Source organism: Fictibacillus sp. NPDC058756 (assembly GCF_042746035.1).
In the GTDB taxonomy this organism is placed as follows: domain Bacteria; phylum Bacillota; class Bacilli; order Bacillales; family Fictibacillaceae; genus Fictibacillus.
This window is the reverse complement of record NZ_JBHYPU010000001.1, coordinates 2,687,165-2,704,530: the sequence shown is the minus strand read 5'-3', so window position 1 is coordinate 2,704,530 and position 17,366 is coordinate 2,687,165. Positions and strand designations below refer to the sequence as shown.

Annotated in this window: 15 protein-coding genes and 2 pseudogenes; 9 read left to right on the top strand and 8 right to left on the bottom strand. The window is 39.8% G+C overall.

Annotated features, from left to right (window positions below; translation table 11 throughout):
• Positions 1 to 150: 150 nt before the first annotated feature.
• Positions 151 to 1,025: pseudogene (locus tag ACFW35_RS13835) on the top strand (gluconate:H+ symporter); the annotation flags it as partial.
• A 72-nt stretch (positions 1,026 to 1,097) separates the two neighbouring features.
• Here the strand turns inward: ACFW35_RS13835 and ACFW35_RS13830 are convergent.
• From ACFW35_RS13830 to ACFW35_RS13820, 3 genes are read right to left on the bottom strand one after another with little or no spacing between them, the layout of a single operon-like run.
• Positions 1,098 to 1,592 carry a DMT family transporter gene (locus tag ACFW35_RS13830; protein ID WP_379846507.1) on the bottom strand — a complete coding sequence of 165 codons (495 nt, stop codon included), beginning with the start codon at positions 1,590 to 1,592 and terminating at the stop codon, positions 1,098 to 1,100.
• A gap of 14 nt (positions 1,593 to 1,606) precedes the next feature.
• A complete protein-coding gene (locus tag ACFW35_RS13825) occupies positions 1,607 to 2,311 on the bottom strand; it encodes a Crp/Fnr family transcriptional regulator (RefSeq protein ID WP_379846505.1) in 705 nt (234 codons plus the stop codon).
• A gap of 52 nt (positions 2,312 to 2,363) precedes the next feature.
• Positions 2,364 to 2,789, bottom strand: coding sequence for a DMT family transporter (locus tag ACFW35_RS13820; RefSeq protein WP_379846504.1), 426 nt, complete (start codon positions 2,787 to 2,789; stop codon positions 2,364 to 2,366).
• A 204-nt stretch (positions 2,790 to 2,993) separates the two neighbouring features.
• On the opposite strand from ACFW35_RS13820, the gene ACFW35_RS13815 reads away from it, so the two are divergent.
• Both ACFW35_RS13815 and ACFW35_RS13810 read left to right on the top strand, forming a co-directional pair.
• Complete coding sequence (locus ACFW35_RS13815; RefSeq protein ID WP_379846502.1) at positions 2,994 to 3,884, top strand: hypothetical protein; 891 nt, start codon at positions 2,994 to 2,996, stop codon at positions 3,882 to 3,884.
• A 91-nt stretch (positions 3,885 to 3,975) separates the two neighbouring features.
• Positions 3,976 to 4,479 (top strand): DinB family protein, encoded by a 504-nt coding sequence (locus ACFW35_RS13810; protein ID WP_379846501.1) that lies wholly within the window; start codon positions 3,976 to 3,978, stop codon positions 4,477 to 4,479.
• A 41-nt stretch (positions 4,480 to 4,520) separates the two neighbouring features.
• Here the strand turns inward: ACFW35_RS13810 and ACFW35_RS13805 are convergent, their stop codons facing one another.
• Positions 4,521 to 5,141: a cell wall hydrolase gene (locus tag ACFW35_RS13805; protein WP_379846499.1), complete on the bottom strand. Its 621-nt coding sequence runs from the start codon at positions 5,139 to 5,141 to the stop codon at positions 4,521 to 4,523.
• Positions 5,142 to 5,417: 276 nt separating this feature from the next.
• On the opposite strand from ACFW35_RS13805, the gene ACFW35_RS13800 reads away from it, so the two are divergent.
• On the top strand, positions 5,418 to 5,546 hold the full coding sequence (locus ACFW35_RS13800; RefSeq protein ID WP_077362638.1) for a DUF4023 domain-containing protein: 129 nt from the start codon (positions 5,418 to 5,420) through the stop codon (positions 5,544 to 5,546).
• A 53-nt stretch (positions 5,547 to 5,599) separates the two neighbouring features.
• Here ACFW35_RS13800 and ACFW35_RS13795 read toward each other — a convergent pair whose 3' ends face one another.
• On the bottom strand, positions 5,600 to 6,391 hold the full coding sequence (locus tag ACFW35_RS13795; RefSeq protein WP_379846498.1) for a lipase family protein: 792 nt from the start codon (positions 6,389 to 6,391) through the stop codon (positions 5,600 to 5,602).
• Between the two features lie 121 nt (positions 6,392 to 6,512).
• Between ACFW35_RS13795 and ACFW35_RS13790 the strand changes: the two genes are divergently transcribed.
• A complete protein-coding gene (locus ACFW35_RS13790) occupies positions 6,513 to 7,379 on the top strand; it encodes a hypothetical protein (RefSeq protein ID WP_379846496.1) in 867 nt (288 codons plus the stop codon).
• 112 nt (positions 7,380 to 7,491) lie between these two features.
• Here the strand turns inward: ACFW35_RS13790 and ACFW35_RS13785 are convergent, their stop codons facing one another.
• Positions 7,492 to 8,952, bottom strand: coding sequence for an MDR family MFS transporter (locus ACFW35_RS13785; protein WP_379846495.1), 1,461 nt, complete (start codon positions 8,950 to 8,952; stop codon positions 7,492 to 7,494).
• Between the two features lie 396 nt (positions 8,953 to 9,348).
• On the opposite strand from ACFW35_RS13785, the gene ACFW35_RS13780 reads away from it, so the two are divergent.
• From ACFW35_RS13780 to mngB, 4 genes and pseudogenes are all read left to right on the top strand, one after another.
• A complete protein-coding gene (locus ACFW35_RS13780; RefSeq protein ID WP_379846493.1) occupies positions 9,349 to 10,083 on the top strand; it encodes a MurR/RpiR family transcriptional regulator in 735 nt (244 codons plus the stop codon).
• Positions 10,084 to 10,215: 132 nt separating this feature from the next.
• Positions 10,216 to 10,935, top strand: a pseudogene (locus ACFW35_RS13775) (fructose PTS transporter subunit IIA); the annotation flags it as partial.
• 445 nt (positions 10,936 to 11,380) lie between these two features.
• Complete coding sequence (locus ACFW35_RS13770) at positions 11,381 to 12,136, top strand: fructose-specific PTS transporter subunit EIIC (RefSeq protein WP_379846492.1); 756 nt, start codon at positions 11,381 to 11,383, stop codon at positions 12,134 to 12,136.
• A 15-nt stretch (positions 12,137 to 12,151) separates the two neighbouring features.
• Complete coding sequence (mngB, locus tag ACFW35_RS13765) at positions 12,152 to 14,752, top strand: mannosylglycerate hydrolase (RefSeq protein ID WP_379846490.1); 2,601 nt, start codon at positions 12,152 to 12,154, stop codon at positions 14,750 to 14,752.
• A gap of 128 nt (positions 14,753 to 14,880) precedes the next feature.
• Here mngB and ACFW35_RS13760 read toward each other — a convergent pair whose 3' ends face one another.
• Together ACFW35_RS13760 and ACFW35_RS13755 are read right to left on the bottom strand one after the other, a co-directional pair.
• Positions 14,881 to 15,072, bottom strand: a complete 192-nt coding sequence (locus ACFW35_RS13760; RefSeq protein ID WP_379846489.1) for a YfhD family protein — start codon at positions 15,070 to 15,072, stop codon at positions 14,881 to 14,883.
• 73 nt (positions 15,073 to 15,145) lie between these two features.
• Complete coding sequence (locus ACFW35_RS13755) at positions 15,146 to 17,308, bottom strand: FUSC family protein (protein ID WP_379846487.1); 2,163 nt, start codon at positions 17,306 to 17,308, stop codon at positions 15,146 to 15,148.
• Positions 17,309 to 17,366 lie beyond the last annotated feature (58 nt).

Genomic DNA, 17,366 nt, shown 5'->3' with positions numbered 1-17,366 from the left:
TAAATTAAAGGCAGCTAAAAAGAATTACCTCAATACAAGTCTTCAAGAAAAGGGTGCTATTGCTGAATAAACCTATTAAATGAATCCAATTCGATACACTTTCAAATGTTTTGATCTTCTTTATTGATCCCGCCTTACCATTGCCTTAGCACTATCGTGGACGGTCTTGTTCCACCGCGTCCTGGTGCACTTGCTGCTATCAGCATATATGATGCCAATCTTGGGTTGGTTCTTCTTTACTCTCTTGTAATCGCACTTGTTGCTGCAGTTATTGCAGGTCCTTTGTTTGCAAAATGGGTGTACAAACGCGTTGTTCCTGAAAAAGAGCCGGAATTAATCCGCATCGATACTGATGCAAAAGAACTGCCAAGCTCAATGGCGTCTTTCTTCATTGTTTTACTGCCAGTCATTCTTATGATTCTCGCTGCAATAGCACCATATATACAGCTTCCAGAAAGCTGGCAGAAATTCTTTGCACTTATAGGAAATCCGGTAATTGCATTATTAATTGCGGTATTTGCAGCATACTATTTTCTCGGCTTCCGTAAAGGGATGGAAAGAGATCTTATTACAAAATTCACGGAGGAGAGCTTGTTGCCTGTAGGTTCAATCCTATTAATTATCGGAGCAGGCGGAGGATTTAAACAGATATTGATCGAAAGTGGTGTCGGTGAGACAATGGGCAGCATGTCTGAAAATCTATCCCTGTCTCCGCTAGTGATGGCCGTTGTTATTGCAAACTTAATTCGAATTGCGACAGGATCAGCAACGGTGGCTTTAACAACAGCTGCCGGAATTGTTTCTCCGATCATTGAGCATATGTCCGATGTCAATTTGGAATTGCTAGTTATTGCAACAGGTGCAGGATCAATGATGTTTTCGCATGTAAACGATCCAGGCTTTTGGATGGTAAAAGAATATCTTGGATTAACCGTATAGAAACCTTCAAAACGTTGACCGTGCTGGAAACCATTCTTTCCTTAACCGCATTTGCAGGTGCTTTGCTGCTTAATGTATTTATATAAAAGGCTGTTATCCTAAACTTTGTTGCTTTTGAAAGAGGTTAATTACCACTGCAGGACTCGCTTTCCGCCGGCTTATCTACCCACTGAATATTGTTTCAACGGTTTTTGAACCTGTTCAACCTCTTTCTTCTCCGTGCTGCTAAACTTAAACACGATTACACCTCCAGCAATCACCAGTACACCGACCAGCTGCTGAAACGTAAAAGGAATCTTCTCTAAGCCAAACCAACCCAGTGAGTCCCACAATAAAGCAAATCCAAGCTGTGAGGTAAGCACAATTGCGATAGCATAGGTAGGTCCCAGCAAACGAGTTCCCTGTACGAGACAAATGACCACGCCAACTCCGATCAAGCCGCTGAACCAGTGCCATGTTTTCATGTTATCCAACATAAATAGACCGCTGCCTTCAAAAACAAGACCAAGCGTCATGGAAGCCAAGAACCCTAAACCCAATACCAAGGCAGTCGTGGCCCATGTACCTGCCTGTTCATTAACTTTGGCGTTAAAAATGTTTTGCAGACCAACCAGCAATCCGGCTAAGACCGCAAAGAACAATCCTAAGAACATAACAACGCTCCTTTCTATTCATAGATGTTATTGTGACCGGCGATCGCACTTAAACCATCTTTGTCCTTCACTAATATAAAACCTTTATGACGTTCAATGAGTCCATCTTTTGAAAGATGCTGAATGACGCGGTTCAAATGCCTGTAGCTTGTACCGATTAGATTCGCTGCATCCATCAAATGCGCTGTGCTTAATCGGCCAGTCGCGAGAGTTTCATTTTCTTCAAAACAAACGGAAAGAAGGTAACTGGCGAATCGTACTTCAACCGGATACAGAAGGTTAAAGCTTAACGAACTGGATTTTATAAAAAACTTTTGCGTGATTACTTCAAGCAAAAATTTTAGGAGAGGGGTATGATCACTCGCGTACTTCCTCAGCCATCGATGGTGAACACCGATCATGTGAACATTTGACACAGCTTCCACCGTATTAATAAATTCGGTCCCATGCTGCACGTACTCAATATCACCGATGGAATCCAGGGGCTTTTTAAAGGAAAGGATGAGCGTTTTCCCTTCTGGGGAAGTGGTGAAAATCTTCACCTTACCTTTAACAAGCACATACAAACTATCAGCGGGATCCCCTTGAGAACAGATCAACTCACCATGATCAAAGCTGAATAATGATAAATGAGGCTTCACTTCATCGTTAAAGATATTTTCAATTCCATGTGTTTGAACATAATGCTCGAGCAGTTTATGATCCTGAATCTCTTTCATTCCTGTCATTCACCCCATGAATTTTCAGTACTTATTTGCAAAAATCATATCATCAAAACTTTAGAATCACCACGCCTGCGATCATCATTCCGATTCCTATGAACTGCGGCAGTCTCATCTTCTGTTTTATTACGCCGAACCAGCCTCTCCCATCGACTAAGAAGGTAATGGCCAGCTGTGCGATAAGGATAACGGCAATGGAAAGGGTAACACCGATCTTATGAATCGAAAAAATATTTCCATAAATAACAACAGCCGCAAACGAACCGCCAGTTAGATATAAAGGTCTTACACCTTTAAATCTTTTCCACTTTCCGTCTCGAACGATCATGACGATCAATAATGCCATCAGGAAGCCAGTTAACTGGGTAACTGTCGCAGCTTGCCAAGGACCAATGTCATGACTGATGCGGGAATTCGCTACACCTTGCAGCGTGATAAAGCCCCCGGCTAAAAATGCAAAGATCATTCCTCTCATCGTCTCACTCCCCAATTTAAATTCTTATCTAATTAAAAAACATATCCACATATGTTGGGAAGGACATATGTCCTAAAGTGAGATAATTTTGTTCTGATAAAGAAATGATAACAATATGATGATTTAGTGTTTTCGCTTTTCACTTCCAAAGTTATCGTTTAAAATAAAAAGCTGCACGACAATCTCTACGAAAGAGGTAAGATTATGAAACGTATTCCAATGCTATCAAACAAAAATAAAAATCAAGAACCGAAATCAGATGAGATCAAGAACCGTGAAAGCTGGCTCAAGATTATTATTATCGGAGGCTTCGCATTATTGTTATTTTACAAAATTGCAACGGCCCCATTCGTTTTCCGTTTTTCGGATTTCATCTCATTGTTTTGCTCGTTATTTGCAATCGCGGTTACATTAATCTATTTCAATAAAATCAACAAGCTGGAGAAGATGATGGAAGCTTATACAAAGGGCAGACCAATCCAGCAGCCCGAAGTACAAATAGCCGAGGAAGAAGTGGCAGAGCCAGAGCAGAAACAGCTTGAACTTTTTGAAGAAAAAGTGGAAGAAACAGAAACAGTTGTAGCAGCAGAGGAAACGGAAGAAGAGTCCCTCGAGGAAAAAGAAGACGAAATCTCTGAAGAAATCTTTGAAACAAAACGCATTAAAGAAGAAGAGCTTGAAAAAATCGAAATGGATAAAACACAAATCTACAATGAATTATTTACTAGAGCTCAATTAAACGAAGAAGAAATGAAATATTTTAATGAAAGAATCAGAGAAAAAGAAACAGAATCCTTTAACACCAAACAAGAACTGAACCAGTTTAAAGAACGCATTCAAAATGTTTTCAAGAAAACGCCTCAGCTTTTCCAAAAAAGAGATTCAAGAATTGAGGGAATCGTTCGCATGCTGAATCCTGTTACACTGAAAAATGCCTCTCTCGAAGATCTCAATCAACGACTAGATGCAGTAATAGATGTTATACCAACCGAAACACTTGATTCTTTAGTTCGAGATGGTCTCTTGGATTCTCATTATCACTTAACACGTTCAGGCTATCGTGAATTCATTCAAGTCAGCAAGACCTTTCAATAAACAATGAAGGACCTCTTTCTAAATTTAGAAGGAGGTTTCTTTTTTGCGGCGAAGTTTGAACTAACTATAAAACGTTAAAGGTGGTGTTTATATGGATGATCTTCAATTGATCGAAACATACAAAAGTGACCTTCAGAACTATTCTATAGAGCAACTGAGACATATACCTGAGGCTGGGGTTTGGTCACTATGTCAAATGTACGATCATTTGATCCTGGTAGCTCATGAATATCTTGATCAGGTAGAATCTTGTGCAGCAGCATGCGAAGAGCAAAAGTTCGGAAAGACGGAATTTGGTGAGAAATTATTTCGAAATGGAGGATTCCCGCCAATTAAAATTCGTTTACCTGATGAAATGAATGCTCCTCCAAATAATTCAGAAACCAATGAAGAACTAATAAGGAGAATCGACCAAGTCATTGAAAGGATGAAGGATTGGGAAGGAAAAGTAGATACTATAAATCCAAACTACAAAATAAAACATGGTGGCTTTGGATGGCTTAACGCACGAGAATGGTACGACTTAATCGGTATGCATTTTCGTCATCATCTGAGACAGAAGAGTGAGCTCGAACAAAGAGTATTAGTGAAATAATAAACAAACCTCCTTCATAATAAAAGAAGGAGGTTTCGTCGTTAACGGGCAAACAGATGGTTTCCGATCTTCGTTACAGATTGTCTTGAAAAAATCCAGGTGTTCGTCGCAAGGTCAGGGTTGTAATAATAAACGGAACCGTATGTAGGGTCCCAGCCTTGCATCGCATCGAATACAGCGCGATAAGCAAAGTTGTTAGGCTTCAAACTATATTGTCCATCATGAACAGCAGTAAAAGCATTCGTTTGATGAATCACATCACCCACGTTATCAGGGAATGCGGAATCATCAATTCGATTTAAAATAACAGCGGCAACTGCAACTTTACCTATGTATGACTCGCCTCTTGCTTCACCATGAACGACTCTTGCCATTTTTTCAACTTCATTTAGCATCAAAAAGGTTGCTGGACCTGCCACACCATCAGAAGACAGATTGGATTTATACTGAAAATCCATGACAGCTCTCTGTGTAAGAGGACCATAAAACCCTGTAACAGGACCATAAAAGAAACCCATGTCTTTTAAGTTTTGTTGAAGCTCTGACACCTCATATCCTTGATTTCCGACCTTTAAAAGACTGTGAGCTTGTACATTTGCAGGTACAAAAAGCGCTGTGGCTAAAACAAATAAAAGAATAACCTTCCTTATAAAATTTTTCATGATTGGCTCCTTTCTGCACTTTTTTCTATATATTATCAGTTGTGAGAAGAGTGAACATGAAGCACTTGCTCTATTTTTACAGAATTCTAAATCACCCTAAAAGTAGGAAGTTGTGACAAATTCCTGTACTATCCTACTAACTATACTTTAGACAGGTTTTTGATATGAAAGGATAGGGTAAATTAGGAAATTGTTCTATCTTAGGAAACGAAAATGAGTAATTTCCTCCTAAAGGGAAATAGTAACAAATGAATAATCCATAGGAGGCTAAAAACGATGGAAAACACGAGTGATTTTGTAGAAAAATTGCATGATGATCAGGAGAAACAAGAAAAGAACAAAAAGCAGGGGAAAGGTAATCCTGGACAAAAACTGCCGAACAAGCAGCATAGCACAAACAAGTAAATTCTATGTATAAACCACAGTAAAACGTTACGCCACTGTGGTTTTTTTATGGTTTAAAAATCTCCACTGCACCTAGACGTATCCGGGCAAAAACCAGGGTTCTCTTTGCATATTTTTTTCGCGAACTTCGGATAAATCTTACGTAGTTGATGAAAATAGCATACGATTTTATGATTTAGCCTGACACTGCAGTTTTCAAAATTCAAACGAAGCTCCTCTCCGACTGGCATGTTCATAAGAGGTTCTTTCCGAAATAATAAAGGTGTTATATGGTTCGTAACGGTGTCGTACACATTTATGATGCGTATGCTGTTTTTAACTTCTTTATAAAATCTCCTGACGAACTCCGTGTTGCCAATCGGCAAACTAGCAAAGGTGTAAAGAATGGGGTTGTTAAACGGTGTGTTCACAGCAGCATCTAATGTGAAAAGTGTAGCCAGACAAGCACCGAGGCTATGGCCAGTCACAAAAAGTTTCTTCTCTGGGGAAAGTCTCATCAGGACTGTTAGAATAATACTTCGGGCTGCTGAATAGATGCGGGTGATTCCGCGGTGCGTTTTACCGCCGTTTTTCACAAAGGGGTACGTAACTTGAGGGATGTCTAAGTAGGAGGATACGTTATTTACCGTTGAGGTTCCGCGAAAAACGACGACAACGTGATCATCAGATTCTGCGATAAAACCGAATATCTCGCCTGAAACAGAAGGGATGGAGCACTTAAGAAAATATCCGCTGGGGAGTGTGAACGTTTTTCCGTCACTTAATTGATAAGCTTGATGACACATGACAGCCAAAAACATAGCAAGATGGCCATCATATTCATAAACTTCCTTATCTTTACCCATAAGCACCACTCCCCTCAGAATACTAGATGTAATAGTATATGAGGTAGGATGCAGCATGGTATAGACGGATATGATGGTTATTCATAGAATATGGTAAGATTAGTAAAAAGGGGCAAAGGCAATGGGGGATAAAATGCAGATCATTGATACCATTCCATATTTTAATCAAAACTATCATTCTTCTATCGAATTCTTGAGGAAATATTATGGGGAGTACCCGGAGATATTTAAAGAATATTTTGCATACCATTGCAAAGATACAGAAGAAAGGCATCAAGCTTCATTAGAAAAATATCCAGGAGTTTTATCTGACATTGACCTCGTTTACAAATATATTGTGCCTATTATACGTGAAACAGATGAACACTATAAGAACAACTATCAAGTGTCGTTTCCCGTGGACATCAACCTCATTGTAGGAGGGTTTGGGTCAAATGCATATACATACCGTCAAATCATTCCTAATATCACCTTTGCTCTGGAAAAATTATCACCTGTCCCAGACCACTTAAGAACGATCGTAGCACACGAGTTTGGTCATGCGGCGCATAACATAATATCAAATGATACAGGAATAGATTGGACGAATGTCGATTGGAACAGTCCGTTAACTTGGCTATATCAAGAAGGTGCGGCAACCCACTTTTCCAGACAAACAGCAAAAGGCATTAATGAATCTGTATATTTTTCTTTTGATGATGAAGGAGAAGAATGGCTTCAGTTTTTTGGTAAAAACAAAGAAAAAATCATCTCGGATTTTGCAAGGGATGTCACAAATTTAACACCATTCGCAGTTTTTAAAGAATGGTTTTCCATAAGTGGAGGTTCGAAGTTTGGTTATAATCGGTTAGGTTATCTAATCGGGGATCAATTTTTTCAGAATCTCATAAAAATAAATGGTGAGCTTGGAGCCATTACAGCTTGGAAAGACTCGTGCTTCAAAGAGAACGTGGTTAGCTGGTTATTAAACACCACACAAAAAGTTTGAGTTTTGTATGAATCCACGAGATTTACCCCTTTAATCCAAAAATAGTCATTTATATATGACACCATGAATGAAAACAAACACGCCTGGAATACTTCCAAGCGTGTTTTTTGCATTAATATGAAGATTCCTCAACGGATTGGTCCCTTTGTTTTACAAGCAAGAAAGATATCCTGACACCTATAATTACGAGCAGCAACATCACGCCATAGATTGCATGAATGCCTGAAGCCAATATCTCTTGAAGCTGATCAAGCTTTTCGGTTGGAAATCTCCCATGTTCAAAGGATGCGTTCAGGTTTAGGTCGTCTTGGCCAGCTTTCTCTGCTTTTGAAAGAGTAATAATATTGAAGATCGTTCCGAAAACGGCTGAACCAAGTGTCTGGCTGAATGTGTTGGTAAAGGTGTTCGATGCCACAGCCACCCCTCTTTTGCTTGATGGAACCGAGGACTGTATGATCAGCATAAAGACTGGCATCATCAGACCCATTCCGAGCCCCAGCACGCCTGATGCTACATAGATCAAGAACTCCGGAGAATGTGCGGTTAATGAGAAGAAGATGGCTGATGCTGCGGCAACCACCGTTAATCCGAGCGTGATAATCCAGTTTTCTTTAATCTTTCCGACGAGGTTCCCAACAATCAACGACCCAAGAGTCCAAAACACCGGAAGAGGCATGAGGATGAAACCTGCTTGTGTCGCGGTTTTTCCCATAACTCCCTGACTCCAGATCGGCAAGTAAATCGTGATACAGATAATAATGGCACCGACAATGAGCGTTAACGTGTTAACGATCAGAACACTTCGGTTTTTGAACAGATTAAGCGGAATAAGAGGTTCCGGCGATGTTAATTCGATTCTTACAAAAACGATAAATGTAATAAGTGCAAAGATGAAAAGTCCGATGATCACCGGGCTCGTCCATTCCTGCTGCTGGCTCCCAGTTAGGAGGGCATAGAGAAAAGCGATCGTCCCGAACGAGAAAGTTACAGCACCTTTATAATCAATGTATGGCTTTCCTTTTGTAAGATCTTCCTTATAGTTAACGACGAGCATGAAGAACGCTAGAAGACCGAACGGAATGTTTAGGAAAAAGATGTAGCGCCATGAAAGTGTATCCACTAAAAAGCCGCCCATCAGTGGTCCTAAAACGCCAGCCACTCCCCATACGGCTGAAATCCAGCCTTGCGCTTTCGCTCTGTCCTTCGCTTCGGAATAGAGATCTCCAATGATCGTCATCGTGATCGGCATAATCGCTCCAGCACCAAGACCTTGAATCGCGCGATAGATGATAAGCTGTTCCATCGACATGGCAATTCCGCAAAGTGCAGATCCAACTAAAAAAAGGACGATTCCTGATAAGATAACCTTCTTCCGGCCGAACAGATCTGCGAGCTTCCCATAGATCGGCGTCGATACCGCAGTCGCGAGCATGTACACCGCGTAGACCCAGCTCACGAGCTCGATTCCCGAAAGATCGCTTGTGATTCGCGGTACCGCGGTACTGACGATCGTACCTTCCATTGCCGCGAGAACTGTGACAAGCAGCAGCGCGGTCATAATTTGTTTTTTCATATGATTCCTCCTAAAAAAACAGGCAAAACATCAATAAAATAAATAAAACAATAAAAACGTTCATCACAACAAAGAAATATATTACCACTAAAGGCTTTATTACGCTATAAAGTGAGCTTGTAAGAGGGGATTGCGTGAAACGAGATGGAGTTTGCGTGAAACGAAAGTAAAACGGCGTGGAACTCGAGGTGTTCTGCGTGAAAGTAAGGGGATTTGGAGTGAAGGGAGCATGATTCTGAGCGAACGTGTAATAAAGATAAGAACACGTACCGTAAAACAAAAAACGAAGTAGCAGATTTGCTTTTCTTTGTAATGAATGCATGATTTCGGATTTCTTCTTGTTTCGGATATAATAACCTTACTTATTAATAAAGTAAGAAGGTGTTCCATTTAATCATGTTATTTGAAGAGCGAGTTCATAAATTTGAATACAAACTTAATGATACAGAAGATCAAATTATCGAATATATACTCAATAACAAAGAAGAAGCTACCTCCTTATCTATCCAGCATCTAGCGTCTAAACTTTATACTGTTCCAAACACAATTACGAGGTTAACAAAAAAGTTAGGCTATGAAGGGTTTTCTGAGATGAAGATAAGCCTTAAGGAAGAAATCAAAGCACCTAAAGCTGAAGAGTCAGAAGACCAACTCGTTTTTAATGTTTATAAGACAATAGATTTGATAGATAAAAATAAATTTGCTTCCGCAACAAAGGCAATTCAAGAGGCTCGTCGTGTTCTTTTCTTTGCAGTTGGTGATACAGCGCCTTTTTGTGAAATGGTTGTAAAGAACCTTAAAGTGGTGGGGAAGCATGGGGAATATTATAACCATAGACATGATATGCTTCATGAAGTAAACCAAATGGAAGCGTCAGATGTTCTGTTTCTCATCTCTTTGTCTGGTGAAACCAAACAAGTTTTAGATGTCGCTAAGATTGCAAAGGAAAAAAGCAGTCGTATTATTTCTCTTACCCACTTTAACAAAAATACGCTTCAATATTTAGCAGACGTTAATTTGTTTTGTTATTCTCCAGCCATAAAATTTAACGATTATAACATTACGGATAAAACACCGGTTATGCTGATTGTACGGGCATTTTCTGAATACTATTGGAATGCCGTTAGATGATGTGTATAAATACACAAAAAGAACGAAGAAAATAAAATATCTGTGTACAAATAAGAAGAATCCAACTTCTTATTTTTTTTTTGCTAGTATGTAACCAAAGTGGAACACGGAAAATTGAAAGGGGTTACAAAAATGTTGTTAAAAAAATTAACATCAGTATCCTTGCTTAATACAAAAAAATCGTTTGGTTCCAAAGACGAGGTAATAAAATATCTCATTAAGCAGTTGATGGCAGAGGGTAAGCTTCATTCAGAAGAGGAGTTTTACCGGGCTGTTATGGATAGGGAATCACTTTCACCAACTGGATTTGAAGGCGGTTTAGCGATTCCTCATGGAAAATCATCAGCAGTAAAAGAAGCAGTGTTCGCTGTTGCTACATTAGAAAGACCGATTGGGGATTGGGAGAGTATCAATCCTGAAAACCAAGTAGAATTAGTAATTTTGTTAGCGATTCCAAAAAATGAAGAAGGATCAACACACCTTTCCCTTTTATCAGAACTCGTAACCAGGTTATCAAATGAAGAATATAAAAATAATTTGCTACAGGCGCAAACAAATCAAGAATTATATGATCGTCTAGATCAATCGCATGAAATTGAAAAAACGAAAAGTACGCATAACCCTAATAAGACGGTGCTGGCGATAACAGCTTGTCCAGCTGGAATTGCACATACTTATATGGCCGCAGAAGCTTTAGTAAAAGCCGGTAATGAAATGGGTATTCGTGTATTCGTTGAAAAGCAAGGCGCAAATGGAATAGAAGACCGCTTTACAAAGGTTCAATTGCAGCAAGCAGATGCAGTGGTCTTTGCGGTAGATGTTGCTGTAAAGGATGAAGAACGCTTTAAACATCTTCCTAAGGTGAAAACTTCAGTTGCAGAACCACTAAGAAATGCTAAAGCTAATTTACAAAAAGCGTTAACGAAAGCTGAAAATCAACCCAAAAATGATCCTGCTGATCATTCCCTTGATGACCACACAGAACAAAAATCAGTAAAAACAGAGATTAAGGATTCCCTATTAACCGGAATCTCATATATCATTCCAATCATTGTTGCAGGTGGAATGACTCTCGCAGCTGCAGTGTTTATTTCTCAAGCGTTCGGACTTCAAGAACTTTATGATACAGAGGGCTCATGGTTGTGGCTGTTGCGACAGCTCGGTGGCACGCTTTTGGGTCAGCTGATGATTCCGATTCTAGCTGCTTATATGGCTTACTCTATTGCGGATAAACCAGCTTTAGGACCAGGCTTTGCAGCAGGAGTTGCGGCAAACTTAATTGGAAGCGGCTTCTTGGGTGGTATGCTACGGCGGTTTATTAGCGGGTTACTTTTTAAAATACTTGAAACAGACCGTAAAGCCAAAAGGGACATTCGCTGGCTTTGTAAGCTTCTGGTTCTATCCTGTAATCGGAACACTAGTTGTTGGTTCGATCATGTTGTTTGTGATCGGAAAACCATTGGCATTTGTAAATGAAGGACTTATTCAATGGCTAGAAGGCATGAGTGGTGCAAACGCAATAATATTAGGTGCGATTATCGGAGCTATGGTTTCGTTTGACCTTGGAGGTCCAATAAATAAAGCAGCGTACACGTTTTGTATTGGTGCAATGGCTAGCGGAAATATCGTTCCATATGCGGCGTTTGCGTCTGTCAAGATGGTTTCAGCATTCTCAGTAACAGGCGCTACGATTATCGGGAAAAAATATTTTACAAAACAAGAACAAGAAGTCGGGAAGCAAACCTGGCTGCTGGGCTTAGCGGGGATAACAGAAGGTGCCATCCCGTTCATGATCAATGATCCACTCAGAGTTATACCGTCATTGATTGCAGGATCAGCTGTTACAGGTGCAATCGTTGCTTATTTTGATATCGGTTTAAATGTACCGGGGGCAGGTATTTTCTCACTTGCCCTGCTGCAAGGGAACTCACTTTTATTAGCAGCATCCATTTGGTTTGGGGCAGCACTAATCGGAGCATTTATTTCGATGGTTCTGCTGATTCTTACTCGTAAATATAAAAAGAAAGAAATTTCACAGAAAAAAGCAGCATAGATGGAGGAGAATAGAATGAAAAATGTTCATATCGTTCCACATATGCACTGGGACAGAGAATGGTATTTCTCAACAGAAGAATCTAGAATTTTATTAGTTAACAATATGGAAGAGATCATGGATATGTTAGAAAGTAATCCGGATTATCCTTATTATGTTTTGGATGGACAAACTTCTATATTAGAAGACTACTTTGCGGTCAAACCAGAAAATAAACAACGTGTAAAAAAACTTGTTCAAGAGGGCCGGTTAATTATCGGTCCTTGGTATACACAGACAGACGAGATGATTGTCGGAGCTGAATCAATCGTTCGGAATCTATTATACGGAATAAAAGATTGTGAAGAGTATGGAGATTTTATGCGTATTGGCTATCTCCCTGATTCATTTGGACAATCAGCACAGATGCCTATGATCTATAATGGATTTGATATAAACTATTCCATCTTTTGGCGGGGGACGTCAGAGCGCCATGGTACGGACAAAACTGAGTTCTATTGGCAAACAGAGGATGGATCGAAGGTACTTGTACAATTATTCCCTCTAGGTTATGCGATAGGCAAGTATTTACCAGAGGAAGAAGAAGCTCTTCAAAAGCGGATGGATAAGTACTTCACTGTGTTAGATCGAGGAGCAACGACAGAAAACATCATTTTACCTAATGGTCATGATCAGATGCCCATTCAGAAGAATATTTTTGAGGTAATTGAGAAGTTGCGGAAGCTTTACCCAGATCGGGAATTTTTCCTAAGTAAATATGAAAATGTGTTTGCAGAAATTGAGAAGCAGCAGGATCTTCCAACTTTAAAAGGTGAGTTTTTAGATGGTAAATACATGCGAGTACATCGCAGTATCTACTCGACTCGAATGGATATTAAGGCTGCGAACACAAGAATCGAAAATAAAATCACAAATTTATTAGAACCATTAGCTTCACTTGCATATAGCCTTGGATTTGAATATCATCACGGTCTAATTGAGCTGATTTGGAAGGAGATCATGAAGAATCATGCACACGACAGTATCGGTTGCTGCTGTTCTGATAAAGTGCACAGGGAAATAATCAATCGTTTTTTCCTGGCTGAAGAAAAAGTCGATCAGTTGATTAAATTTTATAAGCGTAAAATCGTTGATAGCTTAGATACTCAAAAACAAGAAGATCGCTTAACGGTTTTCAATTTATTGCCTTATGAACGTAACGAAGTAACTACAACGAATGTGATAACGAAGTTGAAATCATTCAAATTAGTAGATAAAGATGGCAATGAATTGGATTTCGAAATCCTTGAAAGTGAAATCATGGACCCTGGTCTAATTGATAGACAGATCGTACATTATGGGAACTATGATCCTTTTTATAACTATACGATTCAATTTAAAGAAACACTTCCTGCAATGGGATATAAAACGTTTTTCGTTTCAGAAAGTGAACAGAAAACCCCATCTTCTGTCTCTAAAGCGGACAAAGTGGATACGGACTTTTACGAAATCACGGTTAATTCGAATGGAACATTAAATATCTATGATAAAAAATTGAAGCAGCTCTTTGAGAATGTTCTTCTCTTAGAAAATGAGGGAGATGACGGAGACGAATATGATTTCTCTCCATTGCCAAATAAAGACGTGATCTATAGTGACCAAGTAAATGCAGCTGTAAAAATGAATCAAAACCGTTATGAAACTACAATCGAAATAGATTATAGATTAGATGTCCCTTCAAATTTAGAGAAAAGAAAATTGAAGGAGATTGATAATTCAGTTGAGATTCATATGAATATTACTGTTCCAAATCATAAACCGATAATCAACTGTAAAATGAAGATAAACAATCATGCAAAGGATCACCGGCTTAGAGCATTAATCCCGACAAACATCGCGTCGGCATTCTCGCTATCCGATAATCAATTCGGCTTAATCAAACGTCCTGTAATAGACCCTGCCATACACGTATGGGAACAAGAAGATTGGGACGAACGTCCAGATCCTATTTATCCGATGCTAACCTATGCGGGTCTTTCAAATAATGATTATGGTGTAAGTGTACTTACCAACAGCACGAGAGAATATGAAATCACAGGTGAAAATTTTGATACCCTTGCCATAACTTTATTTAGGAGTGTCGGATTTCTTGGTAAAGAAGAAATGCTGCGCAGACCAGGACGACCATCTGGAATTAAATTACCAACTCCTGATTCTCAAATGATTGGAAAGCAAACCATTGATTTTGCAATTTCAACACACACTCATGAAGCAAACCTGGCACGAATTGCAAAAGAATATCTAACACCTGTTGAAACATATAATAAAATTCCACACGACGCCATGAAGCTTAACAATTCTGGAATAAAGACACCTCTATCGTTTAGTTTATTTAAAGAGGTCGAGCCAAACGTCGTATTGAGTACTTTGAAAAAGGCTGAAAAAGAAAATAATTTGATCTTACGCTTCTATAATCCAACAAATGAAGAAAAACAGGCAGCATATGAACTCCCGCATGAAACGGAATATGCTGTGCTCACGAACTTAAATGAAAAGCCACATGAAGAGCTAGAATTGAAAAACAAACAAGTTCAAATTGTTGTAAAGGAAAACCAAGTCAAGTCAATCATGTTCTAGAAAAAGGCACTTTCATAGTGCCTTTTTTTAAAGCTTAAAGAATGAATGCATAAACCAAAACAGCCAAACCAAATGGTCTGGCTGTTTCTTTGCTGATAAACCTTTATTTAAATCAGTCGTTCATCCTTTTATTCTTCTTCAGATTTTCGTCTTACCCCAGTTGTATCAAAACCAGGCTTCTTTTCGAATTCGTACTCAGCGTTCAATTCTTTTGCGAATTCATATTCCTCACTGTTTGAATCTGCGATCTGATTCTTAGGTACTTGGGGCAGGGAAGTGATGTTTTTATCCTTGTTTCCTTTATGATGGTGGTGTCTCATTCGAACTCAGCTCCTCATGAAAATATTTTACTCTGTTAGATTGTGGAGAAGAGGTCTTTTTTATGAAAGGAATTTATTTTTCAGCCGCACCTAACTCGGTACCCAGTTCAATGAGCGAATGATTGATCCGCCACACATAATAAAGATGATGGATTAAGTCACGCTGAGACTGTTTTCTGCTTGGAGCGAGTCGCTCGATTTGCTCGCGCTCATTTTCAAGACTGTACATAAGAGGTTCTTCCAGTTCGGTTCTCTTAAGCAGTTCCATTAGTGTATCGATGTTATGCCCAAGCTTTTCTTCGGCCATTTTGAACACTCCTACCAATTCTTCTGGATAGTCGAATCCTTTTCGATAGGATGAAGCGACGAGATGCTTTGCGTAATAATTGATGGCAGACAGCACCGTGAACCACCGGCTCATATCCGTATGGGCAGGAGAGCCTGGCCGCTGCATTAAAGTTTGAGCTTCATCTCTTATAGCCTTCAGCTTTTGATCCAGCGTAAACCCTTTTTCAGAAAGCTCTTTAACGTTTACATCCTCGCGAAAACTTTTTACATATTCCGTAACATATGGTTTAAGTTCTTCAAAAAATTCATTGATGGATTCGGCCACTTTTTGTTTGGTTTTCTTCGGAAAAATGATCGTTGAAACAACTAGTGCGATCAATGCACCTGCAATCGTATCAAGAACGCGGGCACCGATAAGCTCAAACGTAATACCGCCAAGCAAGATATCATACATGAACGCGATCAGCATCGTGATGAACAAACTCATCATCGTGTACGATACGGTGAGTAAATAAAAAGCTAAGAAAATAACGGCAAACAGCAAAATGACTTCAATAACTGGCTGACCGGATAACAGCTTTGCCATCAAAAAGCCGATCACTGCCCCTATAATAGTCCCAAGTGAACGCTGGTATCCTTTCGTGTAAATACGGCCGATCGATTCAGTTCCAAGCAGGACGATAAACGCAGTAAGCAGAACCCAGTATGGCTGTGTAGGGGATATGATCTCTCCGATAAAGATGGACAGAACACCAGTTGCCAACGCCTGATAAGCTTTTTTCGTAGAAGGCTTCAAACCTGTATCTTCTTTTGGAGCATCTTCTTCTACTTCCGTTTCTTCTGATGCAGCTGTGACAGTCTTTTTTTCATGCAAAGACTGTTGTATCGTAGTAGCGCCTTCAATCACATGGTTCGCGATCGATTCAATACGTCTTATCAAAAATAGCCAGCCCTTTGGCTCTTGATCACGATTCAAGAGGTCCAGAATCATAAGACGCAGCTTTTGAACGGCTCGTTCTGCTCCTTCTAAATTCTGATTTTCAGCATTTATAGCAAGCACTTCCGCATCACGAAGAGACTGGGTAACCTCGATGAGCAGAGGTCTAATCTCTTCCAGGTCTTGGGCATCCGCATTCTTTAAACTCCGGATCGAATCAGATAATGTTTCGGCAAGCATCCCGGTATCAAAAACGTATAACCGAAGCTGTGAAGCAGTTAAACCGGGCCACATTTCATTAACATCTTCTGCTTTTATGTATCCCGACACAATCACGGCGTACTCTTTTAGCTTAAGTACATTTTTCTGAAGATCTTTTTTGCGTTTCAGACTTACTTGCGGGTCCTTCATGGCACTGAGTAAAAGATTAAAGGTAAGGTTGCTCTGAAAATGAAAAGAGCGAATACTTTTCTTCAGATTTTTTGCCGTGCCTTGAAAAAGGATAAAATTCACAACATACGCATATAGAATACCGATCGTGATACCAGCGAAAAACCAAGGAAGCTGGTTGCTGTGCAGCTTCAAAACAGACGAGATATAAACCGTCATAAAAGCGATCATCGATAATGAAAAATACCGCACCCCAAAGCGAGTTAAATAAAAACTGCAAAAAATAATGATGATCATCATCACATCGATGTAATACGCATTCTCAGACATAGAGCCAATCGTTACCCCGAACATGGCAGAGGGGGCCATAAGCAAGGTGGTGACCTTCATCTTTTCCTTCGTGTCATCCATGACCGCCATGATTCCAAGCATTCCCGCCATACCGGCAACAATCGCAGGTGTTATCACTGAATTACCAGCAGCCCTCATGATTAATAATGTTGTAAAAACTGAGGCAATCAGGCTGATCGTCGCGCGGCCAGCTTTATAAAAGCGAATTAGCCCAGGGTCCGAAGCGAGCAGCCTTCCGAGCCAATGGTGTTTTCTATGTGGCTGTCTCATCCAATCACCCCGTTTCTCCTCATAAATAATAAGTATCATGCTACCACACGCTTATTTA

What these genes read in the sequence shown, in the direction of transcription:
- ACFW35_RS13830 (WP_379846507.1), bottom strand. Translation starts at nt 1,592, where the DNA reads ATGTTCTTAGGATTGTTCTTTGCGGTCTTAGCCGGATTGCTGGTTGGT.
- ACFW35_RS13825 (WP_379846505.1), bottom strand. Translation starts at nt 2,311, where the DNA reads ATGAAAGAGATTCAGGATCATAAACTGCTCGAGCATTATGTTCAAACA.
- ACFW35_RS13820 (WP_379846504.1), bottom strand. Translation starts at nt 2,789, where the DNA reads ATGAGAGGAATGATCTTTGCATTTTTAGCCGGGGGCTTTATCACGCTG.
- ACFW35_RS13815 (WP_379846502.1), top strand. Translation starts at nt 2,994, where the DNA reads ATGAAACGTATTCCAATGCTATCAAACAAAAATAAAAATCAAGAACCG.
- ACFW35_RS13810 (WP_379846501.1), top strand. Translation starts at nt 3,976, where the DNA reads ATGGATGATCTTCAATTGATCGAAACATACAAAAGTGACCTTCAGAAC.
- ACFW35_RS13805 (WP_379846499.1), bottom strand. Translation starts at nt 5,141, where the DNA reads ATGAAAAATTTTATAAGGAAGGTTATTCTTTTATTTGTTTTAGCCACA.
- ACFW35_RS13800 (WP_077362638.1), top strand. Translation starts at nt 5,418, where the DNA reads ATGGAAAACACGAGTGATTTTGTAGAAAAATTGCATGATGATCAGGAG.
- ACFW35_RS13795 (WP_379846498.1), bottom strand. Translation starts at nt 6,391, where the DNA reads ATGGGTAAAGATAAGGAAGTTTATGAATATGATGGCCATCTTGCTATG.
- ACFW35_RS13790 (WP_379846496.1), top strand. Translation starts at nt 6,513, where the DNA reads ATGGGGGATAAAATGCAGATCATTGATACCATTCCATATTTTAATCAA.
- ACFW35_RS13785 (WP_379846495.1), bottom strand. Translation starts at nt 8,952, where the DNA reads ATGAAAAAACAAATTATGACCGCGCTGCTGCTTGTCACAGTTCTCGCG.
- ACFW35_RS13780 (WP_379846493.1), top strand. Translation starts at nt 9,349, where the DNA reads ATGTTATTTGAAGAGCGAGTTCATAAATTTGAATACAAACTTAATGAT.
- mngB (WP_379846490.1), top strand. Translation starts at nt 12,152, where the DNA reads ATGAAAAATGTTCATATCGTTCCACATATGCACTGGGACAGAGAATGG.
- ACFW35_RS13760 (WP_379846489.1), bottom strand. Translation starts at nt 15,072, where the DNA reads ATGAGACACCACCATCATAAAGGAAACAAGGATAAAAACATCACTTCC.
- ACFW35_RS13755 (WP_379846487.1), bottom strand. Translation starts at nt 17,308, where the DNA reads ATGAGACAGCCACATAGAAAACACCATTGGCTCGGAAGGCTGCTCGCT.